The organism is Chordicoccus furentiruminis (genome assembly GCF_019355395.1).
GTDB classification, from domain to species: Bacteria; Bacillota; Clostridia; order Lachnospirales; family Lachnospiraceae; genus Chordicoccus; species Chordicoccus furentiruminis.
Map to the genome: position 1 here is coordinate 3172277 of NZ_CP048829.1, position 25632 is coordinate 3197908.

A 25632-nucleotide genomic window follows, 5' to 3' on the forward strand; every position below is an offset into this window, starting at 1 on the left:
GGATGGCTTTGTACAAAACAGCGGTAGGCGGTACCGCTTTTCACAGATTTGAGGTGTCCGATTGAAACTGATCCTGCTGCTTCTGGTTGTACTGGTTTTTCCGCTGCTCCTCGGCAGTCCTTATCCGGGCAGGCCGGTCCGGGAGGGGTTTCGGCTGATCCGTACCTGGTGTATGGGATGGATTGTTCAGTACGCGGTGATGTTTCCTCTGGCACTGGCGGGAATCGGGCTTCACTGGACCCTGCATGTGCTGACGGCGGTATGGACGGCCGTTATCACCGGCCTTTCCGTCATGTCCCTGACGATGATGCTGAAGAGACGTGACCATCCCTTCCGGGGCGTCCGCCGCTTCATCCGGGAGACGACGTTTCCCGGATGGCTGGCGCTGGTTCTTGTCGTGTCGCATGCCGCGCTCACGTTTGCCACTGTCCATATCGATGATGACGACAGCGCTTACATCGGAGCGGCGACCACGTCGGTGGACACGGATACGCTGATGCGGTATGACGCCCTGACCGGAAATCCGATCCGGGATCTGGGCAAGAATGACATGGACCGTCTTGTGACAGCGCCTCAGTTCGCGTGGTATGCCGCTGTCTCGCTTCTGACGGGGATTCGGCCGGCTCCGCTGGCGCATACGTTTCTTCCTCCGTTCTTTACGCTGCTGTTCTTCGGAGCTTTCGCGCTCTGCGGGGGGTCTCTGTTTGAAGGAGAACGGCGGAAGACGGACTGCTTCTGTTTTCTGGTCTTTGCGGTCTGCGCGTTTTCCGCCGTCTCGATCTACACGGCGGGTGATTTCCTGATGGTGCGTTCCTGGCAGGGCAAGGCCCAGGCAGTCGGGCTGATTATGCCGATGGTTTTCGTCTGTCTGTCAGGATCTGATGCTGATGCACGCGGACTGCGGACCGGAGCTGCGGAACTTTCGCTGATTCTGACAGCGGGCTGCCTTCTGACATCCATGGGAGGGCTTCTTGCCGCGATTTTCGCCGCGGCGCTTCTTACCGTGAAGGCGGTTCAAGGCCGCAGAGTACGCCGCGTGCTTCCGATGCTGCCGGCCTTCGCCGTACCTGCGGCGGCACTGTTTCTATACCTGAAGATCTGAGCCGGAGCATAATCGATGACGGATGCATTTCATATGATAATCGATACATTGAGAAGGGTGGATCCGAAGGGAGGCCTGCTGGTTTTTGCGCTTCTTTCCTCCGTTTATGCTGCCTTCCGCGGAAAAAACAAGGCGCAGCGGATGCTCGGCGCGGCCTCTCTGGTCCTGACCGCCCTGTTCGTCTTTCCGCCTGCTGCGGCTGTGCTGGCCCGTTTTATGAGAGGAGGGCAGGTCTACTGGCGGTTTCTGTGGACAGTGCCTTCGATTCAGCTGACAGCTCTGCTTGGCACGGAAGCGGCCGCTCATCCGAAACGCCGGGCGGGACGGATTCTGGCACTGCCTGCTGTGTGCGCCATCCTGGTTCTGGCCGGCCGCTGCGTCTATCAGCCGGGCACCTTCCAAAAAGCGGAGAACAGGGAAAAGCTGGATCGGCTTACGATTGAGACCGCAAACCTGATCAACGCCAATGCAGAGCAGACAGGCAATTCTTACAGGCGGGTGCTGGCGCCGCAGACGGTCCGGTCGGAAATCCGTCAGGTGGACGCCACAATCCTGTCCGCCATCGGGCGCGATCTCAGTCTGGGTCAGCCGGGGAAAATTGAGGCTGATACGAGCTACGGCTACGGGCTGCTGCTGCTGGAGGGAGCCATCCCTGATTCACAGCAGAAGATATACAGGATCATGAAGTACTATCACTGCAACTACCTGCTGATCCGTACGGCAAGCGGAACAGAAGAAACCCTTGCCTCGAAGAAAGGAACCCGGCTCATAAGCCGGAAGGACGGATGGGACCTCTGGTACGCCGCCCGGATCACGGACAGAAAATGGACATAACGAAAAGGAGGCTGTCCTTGGACAAAGAGACACTGGAAGCGCTGGATGCGTATGAACTGATCAGCCGGGAGGAGCTGCCCGACATTCACGCGGAGGGCGTGCTGCTCAGGCATAAAAAAAGCGGCGCCCGCGTGGTACTGATTCCATGCGGTGACGAGAATAAGGTTTTCAGCATCGCCTTCCGCACCCCGCCGGCTGACTCAACCGGCGTCGCCCATATTATCGAGCACACCGTGCTCTGCGGATCGAGGGAATTTCCGCTGAAGGATCCGTTCGTTGAGCTGATCAAAGGCTCTCTCAACACGTTTCTTAACGCGCTCACCTATCCGGACAAGACGATGTATCCGGTCGCCAGCACCAACGCGGCGGATTTTCACAATCTCATGCACGTCTATCTGGACGCGGTGTTCCATCCGAATATCTACCGCGAGGAAAATATCTTCCGTCAGGAAGGATGGCACTATGAGATGGAGGATGCCTCGTCGCCTCTGACGGTGAACGGCGTCGTTTATAACGAGATGAAGGGGGTATTCTCGTCGCCGGACTCCGTTCTGGAGAGGGAGACGATGAACGCGCTGTTTCCGGAAGTGCCGTACGGCGTCGAATCCGGCGGGGATCCGAAGGATATTCCGAAGCTGTCCTACAGCCGGTATCTTGATTTCCACAGGCGCTACTATCATCCGTCGAACAGCTATCTCTATCTTTACGGTGACGTCGATATGGAGAAGGAGCTGCGCTTCATTGACCGCCATTATCTCGCGGACTATGAACGGCAGCCGGTGGATTCCGGGATTCCGCTTCAGAAGCCGTTTCCGGAGATGAGACGTATCGTAAAGGAGTATCCGGTGACAGATGAGGATCCGACTGAGGGAGAGGCTTATCTGTCCTACAGCGCGGTTGCGGGCGATTTCCTCGATATGCGGGAGATGATCGCCTTCGATGTGCTCGATTACGCCCTGTTTTCGGCTCCGGGCGCGCCGGTCCGACAGGCGCTGCTTGACGCCGGAATCGGAACGGACGTCTACGGCGAGTTTGAGGACGGAATCCGTCAGCCGTACTTCTCCGTTGTGGCGAAGCATGCGAAGGAGGAGGATGCGGACCGCTTCCTGTCCGTGATCCGGGAAACGCTTGCGCGGGAGGCGGAAAAGGGCATCGACCGTGAGTCTCTGAATGCAGGAATCAATTATCTTGAATTCCAGTTCCGTGAAGCGGATTTCGGATCTTATCCGAGAGGACTGATGTACGGGATGGATGTGATGGATACATGGCTGTATGACGATGCGCATCCATTTGACGCGCTTCGTCAGCTGGACGCCTTCGACTTTCTGAAAAAGGCGGCCGGCACCGGTTACTTCGAGGAACTGATCAGAAAATCGCTGCTGGACAACCCGCACAGCGCGCTGGTCATTCTCCGTCCGAAACGCGGACTGATGAAGCAGATGGAGGAGGAGACGGCATCTGCGCTTGAGAAACGAAAAGCCGCGATGAGCGCGGATGAGATAAAGCGCGTGGTGAGAGAGACAAGGGAGCTGAAGGAGTGGCAGGAGACGCCGGAGACGCCGGAACACGTCGCGTCTCTCCCTGTTCTGAAGCGTTCGGATCTGAAGAGAGAGATCCGTCCGATGTCGAACAGGGAGACGAACCTGGCCGTGACAGCCGCGGACGGACGGAAGCATCAGGTGAAGACAGTCTTTCACGATGCGGAAACCAACGGCATTGACTACGTTGAGCTTCTCTTTGATGTGCACCATATTAAGGCGGAGGAGGTGCCGTATCTCGGCCTTCTGAAGAGCGTTCTGCTCAATGTGGACGCCGGACCGTACAGTTATCTTGCGCTCAACAATGAGATCAATGCCGAAACGGGAGGGATCAGCTGCGGCGTGGTCACATCCGGAGATCCGGACGACCCGGACGGCTATCAGGTGTATTTCGGCGTGCAGGGCAAGGCGCTGCACGGGAAGACGGAACGGCTGATGGATCTGATCCGCGAGGTCACGCGTCATTCCCGCTTTGACGACAGCAAGCGGATCCGCGAGATCATCACCCAGACGCTCAGCCAGCTTCAGGCGGCGCTGCAGCAGGCCGGACACACAGCAGCGGCGAATCGGGCCTGTGCCTATGAGATGCCGGTGTATGCCCTTCAGGACGCGGTATCAGGCATCGGGTTCGAGCGCTTTCTGTCGGATCTGGCGGATCATTTCGATGAGCGGAGCGGGGAGATTACCGCGTCGCTGACGCGGCTTGCGGCGGATATTTTCGTTCCGGAGGGCATTCTGGTCAGCGTCACGGCGGAGCAGGATGAGGATGGGCGGATGAGCGGCCTGCTGGGTCGTGCGCTGGAAGGATCGGCGGAAGGTGCCCGCGAAAAGCAGACCATGAAACCTCTCGGAAAACGCTGTGAGGGCTTCACAACGGCCGGACAGGTTCAGTTCGTCGCGATGGCAGGCAATTATATGCGCCACGGATACGCCTTCAGCGGAGTCATGCAGATCGTCCGTCAGATACTGAGCTTTGATTATCTGTGGCAGAATGTCCGCGTAAAGGGCGGCGCGTACGGCTGCGGCGGTTCGTTCCGCCGGACCGGGGATACGGTCTTCACCAGCTTCCGGGATCCCCATGTGCGCCGGACAAGGGAAGTATTCGAGAAGATACCCGACTATCTGGCCTCCTTCCGCGCGGATGAGAAAACCATGACGAAATATATCGTCGGTACGATGAGCGGAGTTGACCAGCCGATGACGCCGGCGACCTTTGGCCTGGCTTCCATGCGGGCGTGGATGATGCGTCTTTCGGACGAGGAGAGGCAGCGGTCGCGCAGCCAGATTCTCGATGCACGGGAGGAGGACGTCCGCTCGCTCGCCGGAGCGGCTCAGGCCGTTATCCGTGACGGATGCTTCTGCGTGATCGGAGGAGAGCAGGCAATCGGGAGAGCAAAGGATTTATTCGGGACGGTGGAGCCGCTGCTGTAAGAGGCGCGGCGGCTTCAGCCGGGAAGATGGCGGAGGAGAGTATGAGCGAGACGAGATGCGGCTTTGCCGCGCTGATCGGACGGCCGAATGTGGGAAAATCGACGCTGATGAACCATCTGGTCGGACAGAAAATTTCGATTACTTCGGACAGACCCCAGACCACGAGAAACCGGATCCGGACTGTGCTGACGGACGAACGCGGCCAGATCATTTTCGTCGATACCCCGGGCATGCTGCGCAAAGCGGGAAATAAGCTCGGGGAATATATGATGGAAGCTTCCGCGGGCTCGGTCGACGACGCGGACGTGGTTCTCTGGCTGGTTGAACCGTCCGCCTACATCGGAGAGGGCGACCGGGAAATCTGCGAACGGCTGAAGGGCCTGAAAAAGCCGGTGCTGCTTGTGATCAGCAAGGTGGACACAATACCGAAGGAACAGGTGCTAACGATCATCGCGGCCTGGAAGTCCTGTTATGATTTCGCTGAGATTATCCCGGTATCCGGCCTCCGGGGTACGAATCTTGACGATCTGACCGACTGCATTTTCAAATACCTTCCGGCCGGTCCGATGCTCTATGATCCCGACACGCTGACCGACCAGCCGGTGCGGGAAATTGCGGCCGAGATCATCCGGGAGAAAGCGCTCATCTGCCTTCGCGAGGAGGTGCCGCACGGTATCGCCGTTACGGTGGAACGGTATCATGAAAGGGAAGACGGCCTTACGGAGATCGAGGCGTCCCTGATCTGCGAAAAAGACAGTCACAAGGGCATCATCATCGGACGGGGCGGCAGCATGCTCAAACGGATCGGCACGCTTTCACGCCGGGAGCTTGAGGAGCTGACCGGCGGACGCGCGTACCTGAAGCTGTTTGTCAAGGTGCGTAAGGACTGGAGGGACAATGAGCTGATGCTGAAGCATTTCGGCTACAGCAGGAAGGACTTATGAGAGAAGCGGTCGAGCTGACCGGTGTGGTGCTGGAGGCCCGTCCTGTCGGGGAGTTTGACAGGCGTCTTGTGATTCTGACCGGAGAACGCGGACGGATCACGGCGTTCGCCCATGGTGCGCGGCGTCCGAAGAGCCCGCTGATCGCGGCGTCCAGCCCGTTCGTATTCGCGACGTTTTCTCTCTACGAGGGACGCGACGCGTACACCCTGGCTGAGGCGGACGTGAAGGAATATTTTTCCGGGCTGACAGGCCGGATGCCCGGCGTCCTCTATGCGTTTTACTGCCTGGAGCTCGCATCCTGGTTCACACGGGAGGGAGTGGAAGCCGCCGGTATCGTCAATCTGCTCTTCGTCACGCTTCGCGCGATCGAGAAGGAACAGATGCCGGTAAAGCTGATCCGGCGTGTCTATGAGCTTCGGATGCTGACGGAAAACGGGGAGTACGCGCCGCCTGAGGAGCAGGGGAATCTTTCGCGGTCCGCATGGTACGCGCTCCGCTTCGCCTCGGAGGCCGGGTACGGGCGTCTCTATTCCTTCGCTCTTTCGGAACCGGCAGCGGAGGAGTTCAGCGCCGCCGTGAGGAAGGCGATGCGGCGGGTCGTGGACAAACCGTTCAAGACACTTGCCGTGATCGACGAAATGAAGTAGAATCGTTAAGGCTCAGCCCGTTCCGTCCGCGGACCGGACCGGAGCGGCGCGCGTCCGCCGGACTGCGCGTGAAAACAGACGAAACAGGATCGGATGAGGAGAAGTGACATGGAAAAAACGATGGACAAAATCGTCGGTCTCGCAAAGTCCAGAGGATTCATCTATCCGGGCTCCGAGATCTACGGCGGCCTGGCCAATACCTGGGATTACGGCCCGCTCGGCGTGGAGCTGAAGAACAACGTGAAGAAGGCCTGGTGGCAGAAGTTCGTTCAGGAGAGTCCTTATAACGTCGGTCTCGACTGCGCGATCCTCATGAACCCGAAGACCTGGATCGCGTCCGGCCATCTCGGCAGCTTTTCGGACCCGCTGATGGACTGCAGGGAGTGCCACGAACGCTTCCGTGCGGACAAGCTGATTGAGGACTACGCGGCGGAGAAGGGCATCACGCTCGATTCCTCGGTGGACGGCTGGTCCAATGAGAAGATGGAGCAGTTCATTGAGGAGAATCAGATCCCCTGCCCGTCCTGCGGAAAGCATAATTTCACGCCGATCCGCCAGTTCAATCTGATGTTCAAGACGTTCCAGGGCGTCACCGAGGATGCGAAGAATACCGTCTATCTGAGACCGGAGACCGCACAGGGCATTTTTGTCAATTTCAAGAATGTGCAGCGGACCTCACGCCGGAAGATTCCTTTCGGAATCGGCCAGATCGGAAAGTCCTTCCGCAACGAGATCACGCCCGGCAACTTCACATTCCGCACCCGTGAGTTCGAGCAGATGGAACTTGAATTCTTCTGCCGTCCGGGCACGGACCTTGAGTGGTTCGCCTACTGGAAGGATTTCATGAAAAAGTGGCTTCTTTCTCTCGGACTGAAGGAAGAAGAACTCCGTTTCCGCGATCATGACAAGGCGGAGCTTTCCTTCTACAGCAAGGCGACGACGGACGTCGAGTTCACATTCCCATTCGGCTGGGGCGAGCTCTGGGGTATTGCGGACCGTACGGATTACGACCTTGGACGTCATCAGGAGGTATCCGGTCAGGATATGACCTATTTCGACGACGAGACAAACGAGAAGTACATCCCGTATGTCATCGAGCCGTCTCTGGGCGCCGACCGTATGGTGCTGGCCTTTCTCTGCAGCGCGTATGATGAGGAAGTGCTGGACGAGGCGAAGAACGACGTCAGGACGGTGCTTCATTTTCATCCGGCTCTCGCGCCGGTGAAGATCGCCGTGCTCCCGCTGTCGAAGAAGCTGTCGGATCCGGCCCGGAAAATCTGCGCCGAGCTTTCGAAGGACTGGAACGTCGATTTCGATGACCGCGGCGCGATCGGGAAGCGCTACCGCAGAGAGGATGAGATCGGCACGCCGTACTGCGTCACGTATGACTTCGATTCCGAGACGGATCACGCCGTGACGATCCGCGACCGTGACTCGATGAAGCAGGTGCGTGTGCCCGTCGAAGAGCTTCGCGATTATTTCCGTGACCGCTTCACGTTCTGAACGCGGATGCGGGATGTAAACTGAATACGGACCTGTAAGGAGGCTGCGCATGAGCTTCGGACCTGTTCCGGTGCGAATTTCCGAAAGGAAATCGATACCGGACGCGGTCCGTTCTGATGCGCGGCCTCTTTTTTCGGCGTTCGATTTCCGCAAGCGATTTCATAATGAAAAAATAATCAGAATAGTGCACGCAAAATCCGTAATTGCGAGCCGCTCTTCGGCATGATATAGTGATTACGTCACGGAGAACGGACTTGTCCGGCCGGTCAGACGGACATGCGGAAAGGAAAGAGATGGCGAAGAAATACAGCTGCAAAAACTGCGGCGCCGAACTATATTTCGACCCGAAAAGCGGCAGGCTGCACTGCGATTACTGCGGTTCGGAATACGATCCGTCAGAATATGACTTCACGCCGGAAGAGGAGAAGCGGGGAGACGCTGCGATCCAGCAGGAATCCGATGCGGAGACCGGAGAAGCTTCCGCGCCGGCGGAGGGAGAGAGCGCCACGGATGATTCCGTCTCCACCGATGATCTGGTGGTATACCGATGCCCGAACTGCGGAGCGGAAGTGATCACCTCGAAAAAGACAGTGGCGACGACCTGCGTGTACTGCAATCGGGCGATCACGCTGACCGGCAATGTCAGCGGGACGTTCCGGCCCGACGCCCTTCTGCCGTTCGTGAAGGAGAGAAAGGAGGTCGAGGGGGCGTACCGCGATCTCTGCCGCCGTTCGTTCCTCACGCCGCGTCTCTTCACATCGGAAAATCAGATCAAAAAGATCAAGGGCATGTACATTCCCTACTGGCTCTATACCTTTGACGGCGAGGCGGACGCGCGGATCCGTGCGGAGCGGGTGAGAGTTCATATGTCCGGAGACGATGAAGTGACGGAGACATCCCGCTATCTGGTGCATGAGAAGGGATCCGGCCATTTTCAGAGAATTCCCGCTGATGCCATGAAGGAGATCGACAATGAGATGATGGATTCCATCGAGCCGTTCGACTTCAGCCGCCTGGTTCCGTTCAATCCCGCGTATCTGGCCGGCTTCTACGCGCAGCAGTGGGATGAGAGCTCCTCCGCCAACGAGCCGCGGGCGAAGGCCAGGGCGAAGACGGCGCTCACGGAAGAGCTGATGAGCCACGTGGGTCCATTTACCACGACGATGACCGAGAGCGAGAATTATGAGTGGAAGAACCAGTCCATCGAGCAGGTCATGATTCCCGTGTGGATGATGTACACCGAGTACAGAGGAAAGCCGTATGTGTTCGGCATGAACGGACAGACCGGAAAGATGATGGGAACGATTCCCACCGATCCGGGGCGGCTTGCGGAGGTGGGAGCGGCCGCCTTTGTCATCGTGCAGCTGATCCTGATGCTGATCCGGGTGCTGGGGGTGTGATATGAGGTATCGAAACAGACTTCTGGGTATTCTGGTCCTTGCCGTGCTTCTGATCGTCTCTCCCCTGCGTGCGGCGGCTTCAGCGGACGGGGATGGCTTCGCTTCGTCGGAGGCGGAGACTGCCGACGGCTCCTCCGACAGCGTCTGGGAGGAGAACAACGACGGGGACGACACCTATATTTCCAACGACGGAACCGTGTTCAGGATCCCGAGAGCGGAGGATTCATCGAAGCATGTCTATGACTTTTCCGGCACGTTCACGGTCGAGCAGGAGAAGACGCTTGAGGCTGAGCTTGAAAAAATCAGCAGCCGTATCCGGGGCGATGCCGTGCTGCTCGTGACCGACGGGGTTCCGACGGACGCGTCCTACAGCACGGAGACGTCGATGCGCTACTGCCGGCAGTTTTACATCGACAATCAGTTCGGCGAGGACGGTCTGATCTTTCTGATCGACCTCAACAACCGGGTTCTCTGGCTCGCCGGGCACGGCCGGTTCGCAACGGACCGCTATTCGAAGATGGGCGACCGGATCCGCGATGACGCGCTGAAGGCGGCGCGGGACGGAGACTATTACCAGGTTGCCCGGATCGCGGCCGACCGGCTGGACCGGATCGGAAACGTGCCGCGGGCACTCGTCCCGACAGGATCCTCTGTTCTGATCAGCGCGGCCGCGGCGGTGCTCGCGGTGCTCGGATTTGTACTGCGCCATTCAAGGACGCAGCCGTCGAAGGCGAACACGCCGAAGGTGCCGGTGGAGCATTACCGGACGCTGGATCACGACGAGACGTATCTCGGAACAACTGTGGTCAGGCGGCGTGTCCATACGGACAGCAGCGGCGGAGGCGGAGGAGAGGGCTTCGGAGGCACGTCTTCCGGAGGCTTTTCGGACAGCGGCGGAAACTTCAGCGGCGGGGGAGGCCACTTCTGAACTATTTCCGGCCGTCCACCGTCAGGAGGAGATGGCGGCGGGAAGCATACGGAACTTCACGGAACGCCAGCCGGATCCGTACGGACGGCGCGCGGCAGCAAAACGGCAATCACAGCGGCGGACGCATAAATGCGCCGCGGCAGATGAAAGGAGACAGATATGGGACTGATACGACTGGCAGCAGACGCGCTCGGCTCGCTTAACAGCGCGGTCAGCACGACCGGCGCGGGGATGTGGACTGACTACTTCGAGAGCGGCGATCTCTCGGGCGGCGTGCTGATGAAGCGCGGCGAGAAAATCACAGGAAAAGGATCGGCCAGCAGACGCGGAGACGCGAACATCATCACGTCCGGATCGGGCATTGACGTTCAGCCGAATCAGTGCATGGTTCTGGTTGAAAACGGACGGATCGTCGATTTCTGCGCTGAGCCGGGACGGTACACCTTTGACGCCTCCCAGGCACCGTCCATGATGACCGGAAACAACAAGGGGCTGAAGGCGCTCCTCGATTCGGTGGGAAAGCAGTTTCTCGCCGGAGGAACCCGTACCAGCACGCAGCGAGTTTTCTACATCAACCTCGGGGAGATTCAGGGCTTCAAGTGGGGATCGGGCAATATTGTCTTCGATCACTGGGAGTCGGATCTTCAGACAGGCAGTCCGGTCTGGCATATCGCCGCGACGCTGATGGGCAACGGCATGTATTCGATCCATATTACGGATCCCGCCCGTTTCTTCCAGGTTTTGGGATCCCAGAAGGCGGGCGCCGACGGGGACGGACTGCTGACGAAGGAGGATATCGAACCGCAGATCAAGACGGAGGCAATCGCGGCGATCCGCCAGGGCGTGGGACAGCTCTCCAAGCTTCATATTCCCTATACGGATATCGCCTCCCATGAGGCGCAGCTGACGGAAGATGTGAACCGTCTTCTTGATCAGACCTGGAACGCGGCCCGCGGCATCTCCATCTTCCAGATCGCCATCGGCATGATGGACGCGGATCCCAATTCAAAGGCAAAAATCGAAAGGTATCAGGAAACCAGAGGCTATACCGATCCCTCCATGCTGGGCGCGTATATGGGAATGGGTCAGACAGAAGCGATGCAGTCCGCCGCTTCAAATGCCGCCGGAGCCATGACCGGCTTCGCGGGGATCGGCATGATGGGAGGAGCGGGAGCCTCCGGCGTACAGGACCTGATGAGACAGGGCGAGCAGCAGCGGAAAGCCGTGGAGGAGGCGCAGGCGGTCCGGGCCGATTCGGCCGGTTGGACATGCCCGAACTGCGGCACGCCGAACAGCGGAAAGTTCTGCACGAACTGCGGGCAGCCGAAGCCAGCCCGGACGGGCGGATTCTGTCCGAATTGCGGGACGAAGTATGATCCGGCACAGGCGCCGAAGTTCTGCCCGAACTGCGGACATCCGATCCGTTAAGGCGGCACGCGGAAATTCCAAAAACAGAGCGAAATTGTGCAATACGGCGGACACCAGATGAGATGGTGTCCGCCGTAATTGGTTATAATGATCATAAAATACAAAAAATATGCTTCAATTATGTGAGTTCTATTGAAAAACATGACGGCTTCCTGTAGAATAACCAATTAAGCGGGAGACGGACAGGCAAGAAACGAGACACCCGCGCGTAAAGGAGGTACATCCATTATGCTTCATGCAGAGAAAAGAAATGTGATTGTAGGCCAGTCCGGCGGACCGACGGCTGCCATCAATTCATCCCTCGCGGGCGTCTACAGAACCGCCAGAGACCGCGGCTACAAGAAGGTCTACGGCATGCTCAACGGGATTCAGGGACTGATGGAGGAACGCTATGTGGATCTGTCTGAGCATATCACCAACGGACTGGACGCGGAGCTCCTGAAACGCACCCCCGCATCCTACCTCGGTTCCTGCCGCTACAAGCTGCCGGAGATCCACGAGGATCAGGCGCTCTACGAGAAAATTTTCGGGATCCTTCACGATCTTGAGATTGACTGTTTCATCTACATCGGCGGAAACGACTCCATGGATACGATCAAGAAGCTTTCCGACTACGCGATCATCACCGGTTCGGAGATCCGCTTTGTCGGCTGCCCCAAGACGATCGACAACGATCTGGCGCTGACGGATCATACACCGGGCTACGGATCGGCTGCAAAGTACATCGGTACATCTGTCAAGGAGATTATTCGTGACGGCTGGTCGATGCGGAACAAGAACGGACAGGTCATTGTAGTGGAGATCATGGGACGGAACGCCGGTTGGCTTACCGGCGCCTCGGCTCTTTCCAAAGGTGAGGACTGTGACGGACCGGATGCGATCTATCTTCCGGAGCTTCCGTTTGACGTAGACCGTTTTGTCGAGAAATGCGCCAATCTGCTGAAGAAGAAAAACTCCGTCGTGATCTGCGTGTCGGAAGGAATTCGCACAGCGGACGGTAAATATGTGATGGAGCTCGGCGAGTCGACCGAGTACACGGACGCCTTCGGGCACAAGCAGCTGACCGGTACGGCGCGTGTGCTCTGCGAGATTCTCGCGCAGCGCATCGGCTGCAAGACAAGAGCCATCGAACTTTCCACTCTGCAGCGTTCGGCCAGCCACTGCTCGTCCAGGGTGGACATTCTGGAAGCCTATGAGGTCGGCGGCGCCGCGATGAAGGCGGCGGACGAAGGCGACAGCGGGAAGATGGTCGTCATGAAGCGTCTGTCTGACGACCCGTACCAGATGGGAACCGAAGTGAAGGACGTTCATAAGATCGCCAACGATGAACGGCTTGTTCCAAGAGAGTGGGTGAACGAGGAGGGTACTTACGTCACAAATGAGTTCATCACCTACGTCCGGCCTCTGATTCAGGGCGACGTGGCGCCGATTATGGTGGACGGGATTCCGAGACATCTGTATAAGCCGGGCTATCAGGAACTGCTGTGATCCGGCCGGACCGGTGAGAAAAAGACGAATCATCCATCCTTCCGTGAAGGCAGGGGCGGCGGCGCGCGGAGCGCCTGAGTGAGCCGTCTGCATTCACGGAGAGACAGAATGCGCGAAATCGTACGGGTTTCGCGCATTTCTTCTATTGAATGGCAGCGAAATACTTGCTACAATACTAATGCCTATTCAAATAATCTGTATTTTTCACAGGAGGAATAAATCTAATGGCAAGGAAATGGGTGTATCTGTTCACCGAGGGCAATGCCAACATGCGCGAGCTCCTCGGCGGTAAGGGTGCGAACCTGGCCGAGATGACCAACCTGGGTCTTCCGGTTCCGCAGGGCTTCACGATCACAACGGAAGCATGCACGCAGTACTACGAGGACGGGAAGGTCATCAACGACGAGATCTCCTCTCAGATTTCCGAGTATATGAGAAAGCTCGAGGAGATCACGGGCAAGAAATTCGGTGATAAGGAGAATCCGCTTCTTGTTTCCGTTCGTTCGGGCGCGAGAGCTTCCATGCCGGGCATGATGGACACGATCCTCAACCTTGGTCTTAATGAAGATGTCGTCGAGTCCCTGAGCGCACAGTCCGGAAATCCGCGCTGGGCATGGGACTGCTACAGACGGTTCATCCAGATGTTCTCCGATGTCGTCATGGAAGTCTCGAAGAGCGAGTTTGAGAAGCTGATCGACAAGAAGAAGGTCGAGCGGGGCGTGACGCAGGACGTGGATCTGACCGCGGAGGATCTCAAGGATCTGGCGGATCAGTTCAAGGCGATGTACAAGAAGACCATCGGAAAGGACTTCCCGACCGATCCGAAGGTACAGCTGATCGAGGCGGTCAAGGCCGTATTCCGTTCCTGGGACAACCCGCGCGCGAACGTCTATCGCCGCGACAACGACATCCCGTATTCCTGGGGCACGGCTGTCAACGTCCAGATGATGGCATTCGGCAACATGGGCGATGATTCTGGTTCCGGCGTTGCGTTCACGAGAAACCCGGCTACCGGTGAGAATAAGTTCTACGCTGAGATTCTGATGAACGCGCAGGGCGAAGACGTGGTCTCCGGTGTCCGTACGCCGATGGAGATCGATGAGATCAAGAAGACGCTTCCGGACATCTACAAGCAGCTGACCTCCATCGCGAAGAAGCTGGAGGATCACTATCATGACATGCAGGATATGGAGTTCACCATCGAGCATGGCAAGCTGTATATGCTGCAGACCCGCAACGGCAAGAGAACGGCCCGCGCGGCGCTGAAGATCGCCAATGATCTGGTGAAGGAGGGCAAGATCGACAAGAAGACGGCCGTCCTCGCCATTGATCCGAGAAACCTTGACACGCTGCTTCACGGCTCCTTTGACAAGGCGGCGCTGAAGAGTGCGGAGCTGATCGGCAAGGGCCTTCCGGCAGCGCCGGGCGCCGCGAGCGGCAAGATCGTCTTCACGGCGGAGGATTCCAAGGAATGGGCTGCGAAGGGCGAGAAGGTTGTTCTTGTCCGTCTCGAGACTTCTCCGGAGGATATCGAAGGCATGAAGTCCGCTCAGGGTATCCTGACAGCCCGCGGCGGCATGACCTCTCACGCGGCGGTCGTTGCGCGCGGCATGGGTTCCTGCTGCGTTTCCGGATGCAAGGAACTGATTGTCGATTCCGACAACAAGACCATCCAGCTGGGCGGCCACACCTATCATGAGGGCGACTGGATCTCCTTCGACGGTTCTACCGGCAACATCTACGACGGTGATCTTCCGGTCGTGGCGGGCGCCATCGAGGACGAGGACTTCAAGACCATCATGTCCTGGGCGGATGAGTTCAGAAGAATGAAGGTACGCACCAACGCGGATACGCCGGCTGACGCCAAGAAGGCGGTCGAGCTGGGCGCCGAGGGAATCGGCCTGTGCCGTACGGAGCATATGTTCTTCAGCGGCAACCGGATCGACGCGATCCGCGAGATGATCTGCTCCGACACCGTGGATGAGAGAAAGGCCGCGCTGGCCAAGATCCTTCCGCTTCAGCAGGGCGACTTCGAGCAGCTGTACGAAGTGCTTGAGGGCAAGCCGGTTACGATCCGCTTCCTGGATCCGCCGCTTCACGAGTTTGTTCCGACCACGGAAGAGGATATCAAGAAGCTGGCTGATTCCAAGGGCAAGACGGTCGAGGAAGTCAAGAATGTGATCGCGGGCCTCAAGGAAGTCAACCCGATGATGGGCCTCCGCGGCTGCCGTCTTGATGTTATGTATCCGGAAATCGCCCAGATGCAGACCAGAGCCGTCATCCGCGCCGCGATCAACGTCTCCAGACGTCATCCGGAATGGCAGATCGCTCCGGAAATCATGATCCCGCTGACCTCCTCGAAGCGTGAGCTCCGGTACGTCAGAAAGATCGTCAAGACCACGGCGGATGAGGAAATCGCAGCGGCCAATGTGGTACTCAAGTATACGATCGGTACGATGATCGAGATCCCGAGAGCGGCCCTGATCGCGGATGAGATCGCAACCGAGGCTGATTTCTTCTGCTTCGGAACAAACGATCTGACCCAGATGACCTACGGCTTCTCCAGAGACGATTCCGGCAAGTTCCTTGACGCGTATCTGAACGCCAAGATTCTTGAGTCCGATCCGTTCGCAAAGCTGGATCAGACCGGTGTCGGCAAGCTGATGCGGATCGCTGTTGAGGGCGGACGCAAGACCAATCCGTACCTGCACTGCGGTATCTGCGGAGAGCATGGCGGCGACCCGGCGTCCATCGAGTTCGTCAACAGCATCGGCCTCGACTATGTCTCCTGCAGCCCGTTCCGTGTTCCGATTGCACGCCTCGCGGCGGCTCAGGCTTCACTGAAGCAGGGAAAATAATTCAAACGCGGCGGCGGTAAACGGCTCGCAATGCAGCCGTATCCGCCCTGTGTGAACGCGAATGCCCCCGGCCAAAGCGGGGGTATTTGCTGCGTCCCTGACTGCTCCGGCAGTCAGGGATTTCTTTTTGCTTTTCGTTTTGGTATAATAGGCGTGTTTCTACCGTTTTCGGATATGCTTTGTGCGGAACGGAACGGACAAAAAACAGCAGGAAAGGAAGGTTTCTCTTCATGAATTCAAAGGATGAGATCCGCCGCCGGCTCAAGATGCTGCGGACGGAGATGCTGCATGCGGGCGTTGACGTCTATGTCGCTTATTCCACCGACTCCCACGCGTCCGAATATGTCAGCGATTACTATAAGGTCACCGAGTATCTCACGGGCTGCACGAGCGACAATGTGGTCCTTGTCATTGAACAGGAAAACGCGAAGCTCTGGACGGACGGCCGTTTCTTCATCTCCGCGGCCGGCGAGCTCGAAGGCACCGGCGTCGAGCTGATGAAGGAGGGCGAGCCGGGCGTTCCGACTCCCTACGCTTATCTCGGGACTGTGCTGCAGGCAGGTCAGGTGCTCGGCTGTGACGGAACCTGTGTCAGTGCGCAGAACGGTGAGCACCTCAGGAAGGTTGTGAAGGCACGCGGTGCGAGAATCGAATCCACGCAGGATATCATCAACGAGGTCTGGGTCGGACGCCCGGCGCTTCCGTCAGGCAAGGCCTGGATCCTTCCGGATACGCTGGCAGGACGGAACTGCGACGAAAAGCTGACGGGCGTGCGTGCGAAGATGAAGGAACTGGGCTGCACATCCTTCGTGCTCTCAAAACTGGACGATATCATGTGGCTGCTGAACATCCGCGGATCGGATGTCGCGTATAACCCGGTGGTGCTCAGCTACCTCCTGGTCGGTGAGGACACGGCGGACCTCTTCATCCAGGATGAGGCGGTGACGGAGGCTTTTTCTTCCTACGCCAGAGAACATCATGTCAAGCTTCACCCCTACGGAGATATCTTCAAATACATCCGGGACTATCATTTTGAGGGGGCCGTGCTGTTCGACAGCAGACAGTCCTCGGACGCGATGGCGACACTGCTCCGCGACAAGAGTGACGTTGTGGACGCTCCGAACCCGACGACCCTGATGAAGGCCGTCAAGAACGAGACGGAGATCCGCAGCAGCCGCCGTTTTTATCTTCTTGATTCCGTGGCGGTCTGCCGTTTCATCTACCGGGTGAAGAACCGTCTCGCAGGTCCGCTGAATGAGGTGACGGCCGCGAAGCTGATGGACTCGCTCAGAAGTGAAATTCCGGGCTATATCGACCTATCGTTCCCGACGATCTCCGCGGTGGGGGCTCACGCGGCGATGGCTCACTACGCACCGGATGAGGAGACCGCGAGCCCGCTGGGAGAGGAAGGCTTTCTGCTGGTTGACTCCGGGGCCCACTATCAGGGCGCGACGACGGACGAGACGCGGACCATCGCGCTGGGCGCTCTGACCGACGAGATGAAGCGGGACTTTACGCTGGTCGCGGTCTCCAATCTGGCGCTGATGTACGCAAAATTCGCGCGCGGCACGACCGGAGGCCAGCTGGATCTGCTGGCCAGGGAACCGCTGTACCGGCACGGACTGAATTTTAACCACGGAACCGGTCACGGAGTCGGCTATATTCTCAACGTACATGAAGGACCGCAGCGTATCAGCCGCGGCGTATCAGGCGGAACGGAGATCGCGATGGAACCGGGCATGATTACATCGGATGAGCCGGGGCTCTACCGCGAAGGCCGCTACGGGATCCGGACGGAAAGCATTATGCTCACGGTTGAGGACGAGACAACGGAATTCGGAGACTTCCTGAGATCCGAACCGCTGACGCTGGCCCCCATCGATCTGGATGCCATCGATACGCGTTATATGGAACCGATCGACATCGAGCGGCTCAACGACTACCATCGCCGCGTGAGAGAGGCAGTTTCTCCCTATCTGGAAGAGGACGAGAGACGCTGGCTTGAGGAGGCGACCCGTCCGGTCAGCCGGGCGTGAGAGAATCCCGCAGAGAGGGAGAGACTCCACGGGTTCTGCAGTACAGGAGGCATCTGGTGTTACATTCTGTTTTTCCGAATTTTGAGGCCCGGGGCGTCCGCGGCAAACTGGCATTCGCCATGAAATTCGCCGGGACGGCCGTCGGTCTTGTGATACTCTTCTGGTACAGAAATCTGTTTTTCTGCGCGCCGAGGGTGATCCGGACGACTTCGGTGATGAATAAGGCCGTCGATATTCCGTTCGAGAACGCAAGGTCCTTCATCTTTTTCTTCCTGATCGCGCTTCTGGCTTTCTCGTGCCTGGACGGGCTCCGGGCGGCATACGGCAGGGGAACGGGAACGAAGCGGCATGCATTTTCCAATCCGCTGACGATGCTGGCTTCGCTGGCGCTGATTTTCGGCAACGCGGTGCTTTCGTTCTATGAGATCGAGCTGATCAACAACTACTATATTGCCCGCATGGAGCCGAAGTATGTCTGGCTGAATGTCTGGATCACCTTTGTTCTTTACCTCGTGATCGTGTTCCTCACCAACTCGCTTCCGACCGGGATGAGGATCGGAAACGTCTTCTTCCTCTGCTGGGGCATCGCCAATTATTTTGTGCAGAGCTTTCGCGGCTCGCCGTTTCAGTGGGTGGATCTGTATTCGATCCGGACCGCTTCCAATGTGGCCGGAAATTACCGCTACAATCCGAACTGGGAAGTGGTCGCCTGTACGGTGCTCACCTTCGCCGTCTTCGGTTTTTACGGTCATTTCCATCTGGCCTGCAATTTCCGCCGGATTCCGCTGAAGGTGCTCTCCCGCGGGATTGCGGTGGCACTGTTTGCGGCTTTCTACATCGTCATATTCAGGACCGACTATCTGAGCAGCACCGGGATCTGGCTTCGTGACTGGCAGCCCTGGTACACCTACCGGCTGTTCGGGATGGAATCGGGCTTTCTCGCATTTGCAAAGAATTCGATGCCGAAGGAACCGGACACTTACTCGTCAGACAAGGTGAAAAGTATCATCAGCACCTCGGAAAAAAAGAATGCCTCCCTCGGGCAGGACGCATCCCTCGTCCAGCCTGAGAACATCATCTGCATCATGGATGAGGCGTTCTCGGATCTGACGGTCTACCCGAACTTCAGGGCGGACACAGATCTGATGCCGACAATCGACTCTCTGAAGGAGAACACGCAGAGCGGCCATCTGCTGGTTTCGGTGAAAGGCGGTACGACGGCCAACACCGAATATGAGTTCCTGACCGGCAATTCCTGCGCGCTGTCGCCTTCTACGGTGGTTTACACGTCCTTCATCAAGGACAATCAGTACTCCCTTGCGCGGACGCTGAAGGCCCAGGGATACCGTGCGGTGGCCATGCATCCGTATCTCGCCAGCGGCTGGTCGCGAACGCTCGTCTACCCGCGGATGGGCTTCGATGAGTTCCTCTCGCTGGACAACAGCAGCAGCTTCGCGGGCACCGATACCGTACGCGGCTTTGTCAGCGATCAGGCGGATTTCGAGTCCGTCATCGATCAGGTGAAAAACAAGAAGAAGGGAGAGAAACTCTTCCTCTTCAACGTCACGATGCAGAATCACAGTTCCTACAACGACCCGACACTGACCAGCACGGCTCATACAGTCGGCTACAGCGGTATGTACAAAAGCCAGGCGGATCAGTATCTGACTCTGGTGACGATGACCGACCAGGCGGTTCAGACGCTGATCGATTATTTCAGCAGGAGCGATGAGAAGACGCTGATCTGCTTCTGGGGCGATCATCAGCCGGAGATCGGAGATGACTTCTGGGAGTACTGCCTCGGCAAGGATCAGTCCTCGCTGAACTTCGACGAGCAGCAGCTGGAGTACCAGTCGAAGTTCTTCATCTGGGCGAACTATGATATTCCGGAGAAGCAGGACCAGCTTCTGTCAGCGAACGATCTGAGCAGCTATCTGCTCAGTCTCACCGGCCTTCAGATGACGGGATACAACCGCTATCTTCTCGGGCAGATGAAGTCCATTCCGGCGATGAACGCCTACGGTTATCTCGGCACGGACGGCAGGATGCATGAGTGGAATACCGATGATGTCGGGAGCGGAGAGGGCGAGGAATTTGAAAACTACAAGTGTCTTATCTACAATGAGCTGACGGCCGGACATTCGCGGGACAGCGGATTCTTCGGGCTGACGGACGCAGGCGGATAAGAGACATGGACAGGCAGCCGGCCGCTCAAAAAGCGGTCCGGCTGCCTGTCTTGGCAGCGGAGAAGTGCACGGCGTCTTCACGACAGACAATGACGCAGAAAGCCTGACATGGAGGAGAAAGCGATGATACTGGCGATCGATATGGGCAATTCGCACATTGAGACCGGGCTTATGGACGGAGAACGCGTGCTGCTGACCGAGCGCTTCGCCACGGATCCGAGAAAGACGGCGACAGAGTACGCGGTGCTGCTCCATACGGTGCTTCAGATCCGTTCCATTGATCTGGCGGACATCGAAGGGGCGATCCTCTCGAGCGTGGTGCCTCCGCTGACGAGGGTGCTTGAGGAAGCGGTGAAAAAGGTGACCGGACTCAAAACCCTGGTCGTCGGGCCGGGCGTGAAGAACGGTCTCAAGATCCGGATCGACGACCCGAAGACGCTGGGCGCGGATCTCGTGGTGGATGCGGTCGGAGGCATCCATCTCTACGGCGCGCCGCTGGCCGTCATTGACATGGGAACGGCGACGACGATCTCCGTCATTGACCGCGAGGGCGCTTTCCGAGGCGGCGCGGTGATGCCGGGCGTCCATGTTTCTCTTTCTGCACTGGTTTCCTCCGCATCTCTTCTGCCGAATCTGAGCCTTGCGGATCCGGGAAAAGCAATCGGCACCAACACGGTGGACTGCATGAGAAGCGGCATCGTCTATGGGCAGGCGGCGATGATCGACGGGATGCTGGACCGGTTTGCCGGCGAAATCGGAAGCGAAATCCGGGCCGTCGCGACGGGCGGACTGGCGCCGGGGATCATTCCGTTCTGCCGGCACAGGATCCTTCTGGACAGTGAGCTGATGCTGCGCGGCCTCAGCCTGATCTATGATATGAACAGACGGGAAAGATAGAAAAATTGTATTGCCAATACGATTAATTATGTTAAAATGCAATCGAATTTCAATAATGACTTGCATTGTGAGAAAAATATGTCTATATTGTGTCTATCGCCACTGATTTGCATATGCAAATCGAACAATTCTGTGATCGAACAGAGGGGGACAGACACATGAAAGAGAAGAAGTATGTGGTGGTGACACGTCATGACAGACTGTTTGACCATGTGAGGGAGACGGTCAGAATCAGAAATCCGAAGGTGACGGTTCAGAAGGCAGGCAGCTTTCCGGAGGCGCTTGCGATGCTGAACGAATTCGACGGAACCGGGATTCTGCTCACGGACGAGGACGCTCACACGATTGTCGCACAGACGCTGCCGTCTGTCCTTCCGGCATACGGCGAACAGGAGTGTCCGCAGGATCTCCGGGGAAATACAAGAGATGAGGTCGCCTTCGTCAAGATGTATATCCGCCTGCATCTTCAGGAGGACCTGAGTCTTGCGGTGATCGCGAGACAGGTGAACCTCTCTCCGAATTATCTCTGCGTGATCTTCCGGCGGGTCGAGGGCATGTCGATCCAGCAGTTCGTTGAGCAGCAGCGCATCGAGCGCGCCGCCTATCTTCTTGTGACGGAGAACACGCTGACAGAGGAAATTGCGCACCGTGTCGGATATCGCTATTCCTCTTATTTCTGCCGGACGTTCCGGAAACATTACGGTGTGACGCCGAGACGGTACCGGCTGATGAGTGAAAGGGAACGGGATGAGCAGTTCAGAAAGCAGACTTGACAGAGAAGCAGAGAAGCGGATGGTCCGGCGCTTTTTTGAGCCGGAGGAAGGCAGCCGGTCGGTGCTTCTGACGGTTACGGAAACGGACGGAGAGGAAACCGGTCCTTTTGTCGGACAGCATTGCCTCCTCGCGGAGGACGGACGGATCGAGACATCCATCCCGCTCGCGGAAGAGGAGAAGAACCGGATCCGTCAGCTGACGGGGCGGGGCCGCATCGGCCTCCGTCCCGGACTGACGGCGTACTATGAGCAGAGATCTTCCGCCAAGACCGCGGTGGTCTGCGGAGCTGGCTTTGTGGCGTCAGCGCTGATCCGGATTTTGCGGATGACCGGGTACCGGATCGTCGTCCTCGAGGACAGGCCGTCTTTCGGGGAAGAGGCACGGAAGGCGGGCGCGGACCGGGTGCTGATCGGGCCTTTCGCGGAAAGCCTGCGCTCACTGCCTGACGACCCGGACGTGTCTTACATCGTGATGACGAGAGGCCATCGCTTCGACATGGACTGTCTCGATGTGATCCTCCGGCGGCCGTTCCGGTATGCGGGCATGATGAGCAGCCACATGAGGGCGGCCCATGCCCGGGAAGAGATGATCGCCCGGGGCGTTTCCCCGGAGGCGTATGACCGGCTGCACTCGCCGATCGGGCTTCCGATCGGCGCGGCCACACCGGCGGAAATCGCGGTTTCTGTCGCGGCTGAACTGATCGCCCAGCCGAAGCGTCCCGGGGACGGCGATGAACCGGCGGTTCTGGACGCGCTGAGAGCGGACGGGGAGAGGACGCTGGCGATGATTGTCCGAAGACGCGGACCTTCGCCGCGGTCGATCGGAACGAAGATGATCGTGTTCCGCGACGGAACCGCCTCGGGCACCATAGGGGGCGGCTGCTTCGAGGCCGAAGTGAAGCGGCGCGCGCTGCAGAGAATGCAGCTCGGACTTACGGAGCCGGAAGTGATGACCGTGGATCTCCGCCCGGACGCGGAGGAAAACGCGGGAATGGCCTGCGGCGGCGTGATCGATGTTCTGCTGGAACGGCTTTAACCGCCTGTCCGGAAAAAAAGAGCGACGGCCGCGGGCGGGTAAGGTCTGTGCGCGCCGGATAAGCCGGATCCGCCCCCGGGAGACGAATCCGGCTCCGGGCGTGCGGTGCGGAGCCGTCAGTGAGGCGCGTAGATCGCGATGGAGTGGAAGCCTTTAGGGGCATATTCCTTCACCGTTTCCTCAAGATAATCGCAGACAGTCTTGTAGAATTCGATGATGACGTCTGCATGGTCCTCCACCGCCTTTTCTTTCGCGGCAGCCGGGGCGTTTGCGTAGAGCCGCTCATATTCGTCCTCTGTGACGAGCAGATCGATGGAGTAGTGGCGCTTGTACGCCTTAAGCCGGGGATCATGATAGTTTTTCTTCAGAAGCTTCGCGACATGACGGCACTCGTTTGTCATCGCGAGCACGCTGTCGAACGGCATCAGATTCAGCTCGTTCTTCCACTCGAATTTTCCCGGATAGTATTTTCGGATAAACGGATAGAAGAGTTCTTTGGTGCAGAGATTGTCGCAGGAGAGCTCAGCGTCGTCCAGCCAGTCGGCCCGTGCGTTCATGATCCGGTCGTCGACCGGAGCGAACCAGAAGCGGAGTCTCTGGTGATGTCCTCTGCGGACACGGATATGATACTGCTGATCGTTTGGCATACCGATTCCAGCCTTTCATAATGAGATTAATGAGAACGGGCAGTCCGGACGGCCCGTTTTTCTTTTTTATCTTACCACAGGGGAGAGAAAAGGAAAACCGCGGGAGGACATGAAAAAAGACAGCCCCTGCGGACTGTCTTTTCAGGAAGGAGTCCCGCCCTCAGCGGGCAGGTATGAAAAAGAAAAAGGTTATTATGATGTCTCATCAGCTTTCAATAAAAGGATAGAGAACGGATGTGAAGAACTGATTGTCGTTCTGTAAATGAAATCTGAACAATTTGGGGCGGAATATGAACGGAAGGCTGCGGGCGGTTTCTTGACGGAGCCGGAAAAGAGTATTAAGTTAGTATAAGTTCCGGATTTGATTCGCACATCATTCGCGCCGATACGCCGGACTTCTTTTATCCGACGGTTCCGGCAGGGAGGTATATCATGCGCACTTTCAGCAAATCGACAAAACTTGACAATGTCCTCTACGATGTCCGCGGTCCGGTGGTGGAGGAAGCCGACCGGATGATCAGCGACGGCATCGAAGTTCTCAAGCTGAATATCGGGAATCCGGCGCCCTTCGGCTTCAACGCGCCGGAAGAGGTGATCCGTGATATGGCCCGGAATCTCCGGGACAGCCAGGGGTATTCCAATTCGAAGGGAATCTGGTCCGCCCGGAAAGCGATCATGCAGTACGCCCAGCTCCGGGGCATCCCCAATGTGGAAATGGATGACATCTACACCGGAAACGGCGTATCCGAGCTGATCAATCTGGTGATGCAGGCCCTGCTTGACGACGGGGACGAAATCCTGATTCCCGCTCCCGATTATCCGCTGTGGACGGCATGCGCTACGCTCGCAGGGGGAAAGGTGGTGCACTACCTCTGCGATGAGCAGAGCGACTGGAATCCGGATCTTCAGGATATGGAGTCCAAGATCACGGACCGGACGAAGGCTCTTGTCATCATCAATCCCAACAATCCGACAGGCGCCGTCTACCCGAAGGAGATTCTTGAGCAGATCGTCGAGATCGCGCGGAGACATCAGCTGATCATCTTTTCGGATGAGATTTACGACCGGCTCCTGATGGACGGCTGTACGCATACCTCCATCGCCTCTCTGGCGCCGGATCTGTTCTGTGTCACTTTTTCCGGACTGTCGAAGTCCCATATGATCGCGGGCTTCCGAGTGGGCTGGATGATCCTGTCCGGCAACAAGGCGATCGCGAAGGACTACATCGAGGGCATCAAGATGCTTTCCTCCATGCGGCTCTGCTCGAATGTACCGGCGCAGTCCATCGTTCAGACCGCCCTCGGCGGCCACCAGAGCGTCCGGAGCTATGTCTCGCCGGAGGGACGGGTGACAAAACAGCGTGATTTCATTTACGACGCCATCAACGCGATTCCGGGACTCAGCGTGGTGAAGCCGAAGGCGGCCTTCTACTGCTTCCCGAAGATGGATAAGGAGCGCTTCCATATCCATGACGACATGAAGTTCGCCTATGACCTTCTCCGTCAGGAGCATGTGCTGATCGTCCAGGGCACGGGCTTTAACTGGCCGGAGCCGGATCACTTCCGGATAGTCTATCTGCCGATGATGACGACGCTGAAAGAGGCCGCCGGCAAGATGGCCCGCTTTTTCGAGCATTACGTTCAGGAGGATACGGAGTAAACGGCCGGAGCAGCCAGATCCCGCAGTTCACACAGGGGAAGGAGGAGAAAGCCTTCCCCTGTTTTTGTTTTCGTGCAGGACTGCGTTTGATGATTTTATGGAAAGACAGGCAGCGGTGTCCGGCGGAGGGTTCGAGAAACCTCCGCAAAAGGAAGCTTTTCGGACAGAGCGTTCACCCGCTCTCAGGGAAAGCCGGGTCTTTTACGAAAGAGCCCGGCCGACTGTCAGACGAGTTCGTTCTTCTGCGCAGATTGTCCAAAAAATCCGCGGTTTCAGCCGGCTCAGGAGGCGGGTTCG

The 25632-nt window shown here is 57.8% G+C and carries 19 protein-coding genes; 18 read left to right on the top strand and 1 reads right to left on the bottom strand.

Annotated features, from left to right (window positions below; genetic code table 11):
* Positions 1–61: 61 nt before the first annotated feature.
* From G4C92_RS14445 to G4C92_RS14520, 16 genes are all read left to right on the top strand, one after another.
* A complete protein-coding gene (locus G4C92_RS14445) occupies positions 62–1102 on the top strand; it encodes a DUF6077 domain-containing protein (RefSeq protein WP_274940518.1) in 1041 nt (346 codons plus the stop codon).
* Positions 1103–1135: 33 nt separating this feature from the next.
* Positions 1136–1936, top strand: a complete 801-nt coding sequence (locus G4C92_RS14450; RefSeq protein WP_274940519.1) for a hypothetical protein — start codon at positions 1136–1138, stop codon at positions 1934–1936.
* A gap of 17 nt (positions 1937–1953) precedes the next feature.
* Complete coding sequence (locus tag G4C92_RS14455; protein ID WP_330654735.1) at positions 1954–4905, top strand: insulinase family protein; 2952 nt, start codon at positions 1954–1956, stop codon at positions 4903–4905.
* 41 nt (positions 4906–4946) lie between these two features.
* Positions 4947–5849: a GTPase Era gene (gene era, locus G4C92_RS14460; protein WP_274940521.1), complete on the top strand. Its 903-nt coding sequence runs from the start codon at positions 4947–4949 to the stop codon at positions 5847–5849.
* Positions 5846–6496 carry a DNA repair protein RecO gene (recO, locus tag G4C92_RS14465; protein WP_274940522.1) on the top strand — a complete coding sequence of 217 codons (651 nt, stop codon included), beginning with the start codon at positions 5846–5848 and terminating at the stop codon, positions 6494–6496. Before era ends, recO begins: the two co-directional genes overlap by 4 nt.
* A gap of 108 nt (positions 6497–6604) precedes the next feature.
* Positions 6605–7999: a glycine--tRNA ligase gene (locus G4C92_RS14470; protein ID WP_274940523.1), complete on the top strand. Its 1395-nt coding sequence runs from the start codon at positions 6605–6607 to the stop codon at positions 7997–7999.
* 293 nt (positions 8000–8292) lie between these two features.
* A complete protein-coding gene (locus G4C92_RS14475) occupies positions 8293–9399 on the top strand; it encodes a hypothetical protein (RefSeq protein WP_274940524.1) in 1107 nt (368 codons plus the stop codon).
* Position 9400: 1 nt separating this feature from the next.
* Positions 9401–10327: a TPM domain-containing protein gene (locus G4C92_RS14480; protein ID WP_274940525.1), complete on the top strand. Its 927-nt coding sequence runs from the start codon at positions 9401–9403 to the stop codon at positions 10325–10327.
* A 159-nt stretch (positions 10328–10486) separates the two neighbouring features.
* Positions 10487–11755: an SPFH domain-containing protein gene (locus tag G4C92_RS14485; protein WP_274940526.1), complete on the top strand. Its 1269-nt coding sequence runs from the start codon at positions 10487–10489 to the stop codon at positions 11753–11755.
* A gap of 228 nt (positions 11756–11983) precedes the next feature.
* Complete coding sequence (locus tag G4C92_RS14490) at positions 11984–13243, top strand: 6-phosphofructokinase (protein WP_274940527.1); 1260 nt, start codon at positions 11984–11986, stop codon at positions 13241–13243.
* A 224-nt stretch (positions 13244–13467) separates the two neighbouring features.
* Positions 13468–16101 carry a pyruvate, phosphate dikinase gene (gene ppdK, locus G4C92_RS14495; protein ID WP_274940528.1) on the top strand — a complete coding sequence of 878 codons (2634 nt, stop codon included), beginning with the start codon at positions 13468–13470 and terminating at the stop codon, positions 16099–16101.
* 230 nt (positions 16102–16331) lie between these two features.
* The gene (locus G4C92_RS14500; protein ID WP_274940529.1) at positions 16332–18137 is read left to right on the top strand and encodes an aminopeptidase P family protein; all 1806 of its coding nucleotides are present in this window, start codon (positions 16332–16334) and stop codon (positions 18135–18137) included.
* Between the two features lie 56 nt (positions 18138–18193).
* Complete coding sequence (locus G4C92_RS14505) at positions 18194–20323, top strand: LTA synthase family protein (RefSeq protein WP_274940530.1); 2130 nt, start codon at positions 18194–18196, stop codon at positions 20321–20323.
* Between the two features lie 123 nt (positions 20324–20446).
* The gene (locus tag G4C92_RS14510; RefSeq protein WP_274940531.1) at positions 20447–21220 is read left to right on the top strand and encodes a type III pantothenate kinase; all 774 of its coding nucleotides are present in this window, start codon (positions 20447–20449) and stop codon (positions 21218–21220) included.
* A gap of 158 nt (positions 21221–21378) precedes the next feature.
* Positions 21379–21993, top strand: coding sequence for a helix-turn-helix transcriptional regulator (locus tag G4C92_RS14515; RefSeq protein ID WP_274940532.1), 615 nt, complete (start codon positions 21379–21381; stop codon positions 21991–21993).
* A complete protein-coding gene (locus tag G4C92_RS14520) occupies positions 21968–23029 on the top strand; it encodes an XdhC family protein (protein WP_274940533.1) in 1062 nt (353 codons plus the stop codon). The genes G4C92_RS14515 and G4C92_RS14520 overlap by 26 nt, the downstream gene beginning before the upstream one ends.
* 116 nt (positions 23030–23145) lie before the next feature.
* On the opposite strand, the gene G4C92_RS14525 is transcribed toward G4C92_RS14520, so the two are convergent.
* Positions 23146–23676, bottom strand: a complete 531-nt coding sequence (locus tag G4C92_RS14525; protein ID WP_274940534.1) for a hypothetical protein — start codon at positions 23674–23676, stop codon at positions 23146–23148.
* A 109-nt stretch (positions 23677–23785) separates the two neighbouring features.
* On the opposite strand from G4C92_RS14525, the gene G4C92_RS14530 reads away from it, so the two are divergent.
* Positions 23786–23938, top strand: a complete 153-nt coding sequence (locus G4C92_RS14530; protein WP_274940535.1) for a hypothetical protein — start codon at positions 23786–23788, stop codon at positions 23936–23938.
* 170 nt (positions 23939–24108) lie between these two features.
* Positions 24109–25335, top strand: a complete 1227-nt coding sequence (locus G4C92_RS14535) for an aminotransferase class I/II-fold pyridoxal phosphate-dependent enzyme (RefSeq protein ID WP_274940536.1) — start codon at positions 24109–24111, stop codon at positions 25333–25335.
* Positions 25336–25632 lie beyond the last annotated feature (297 nt).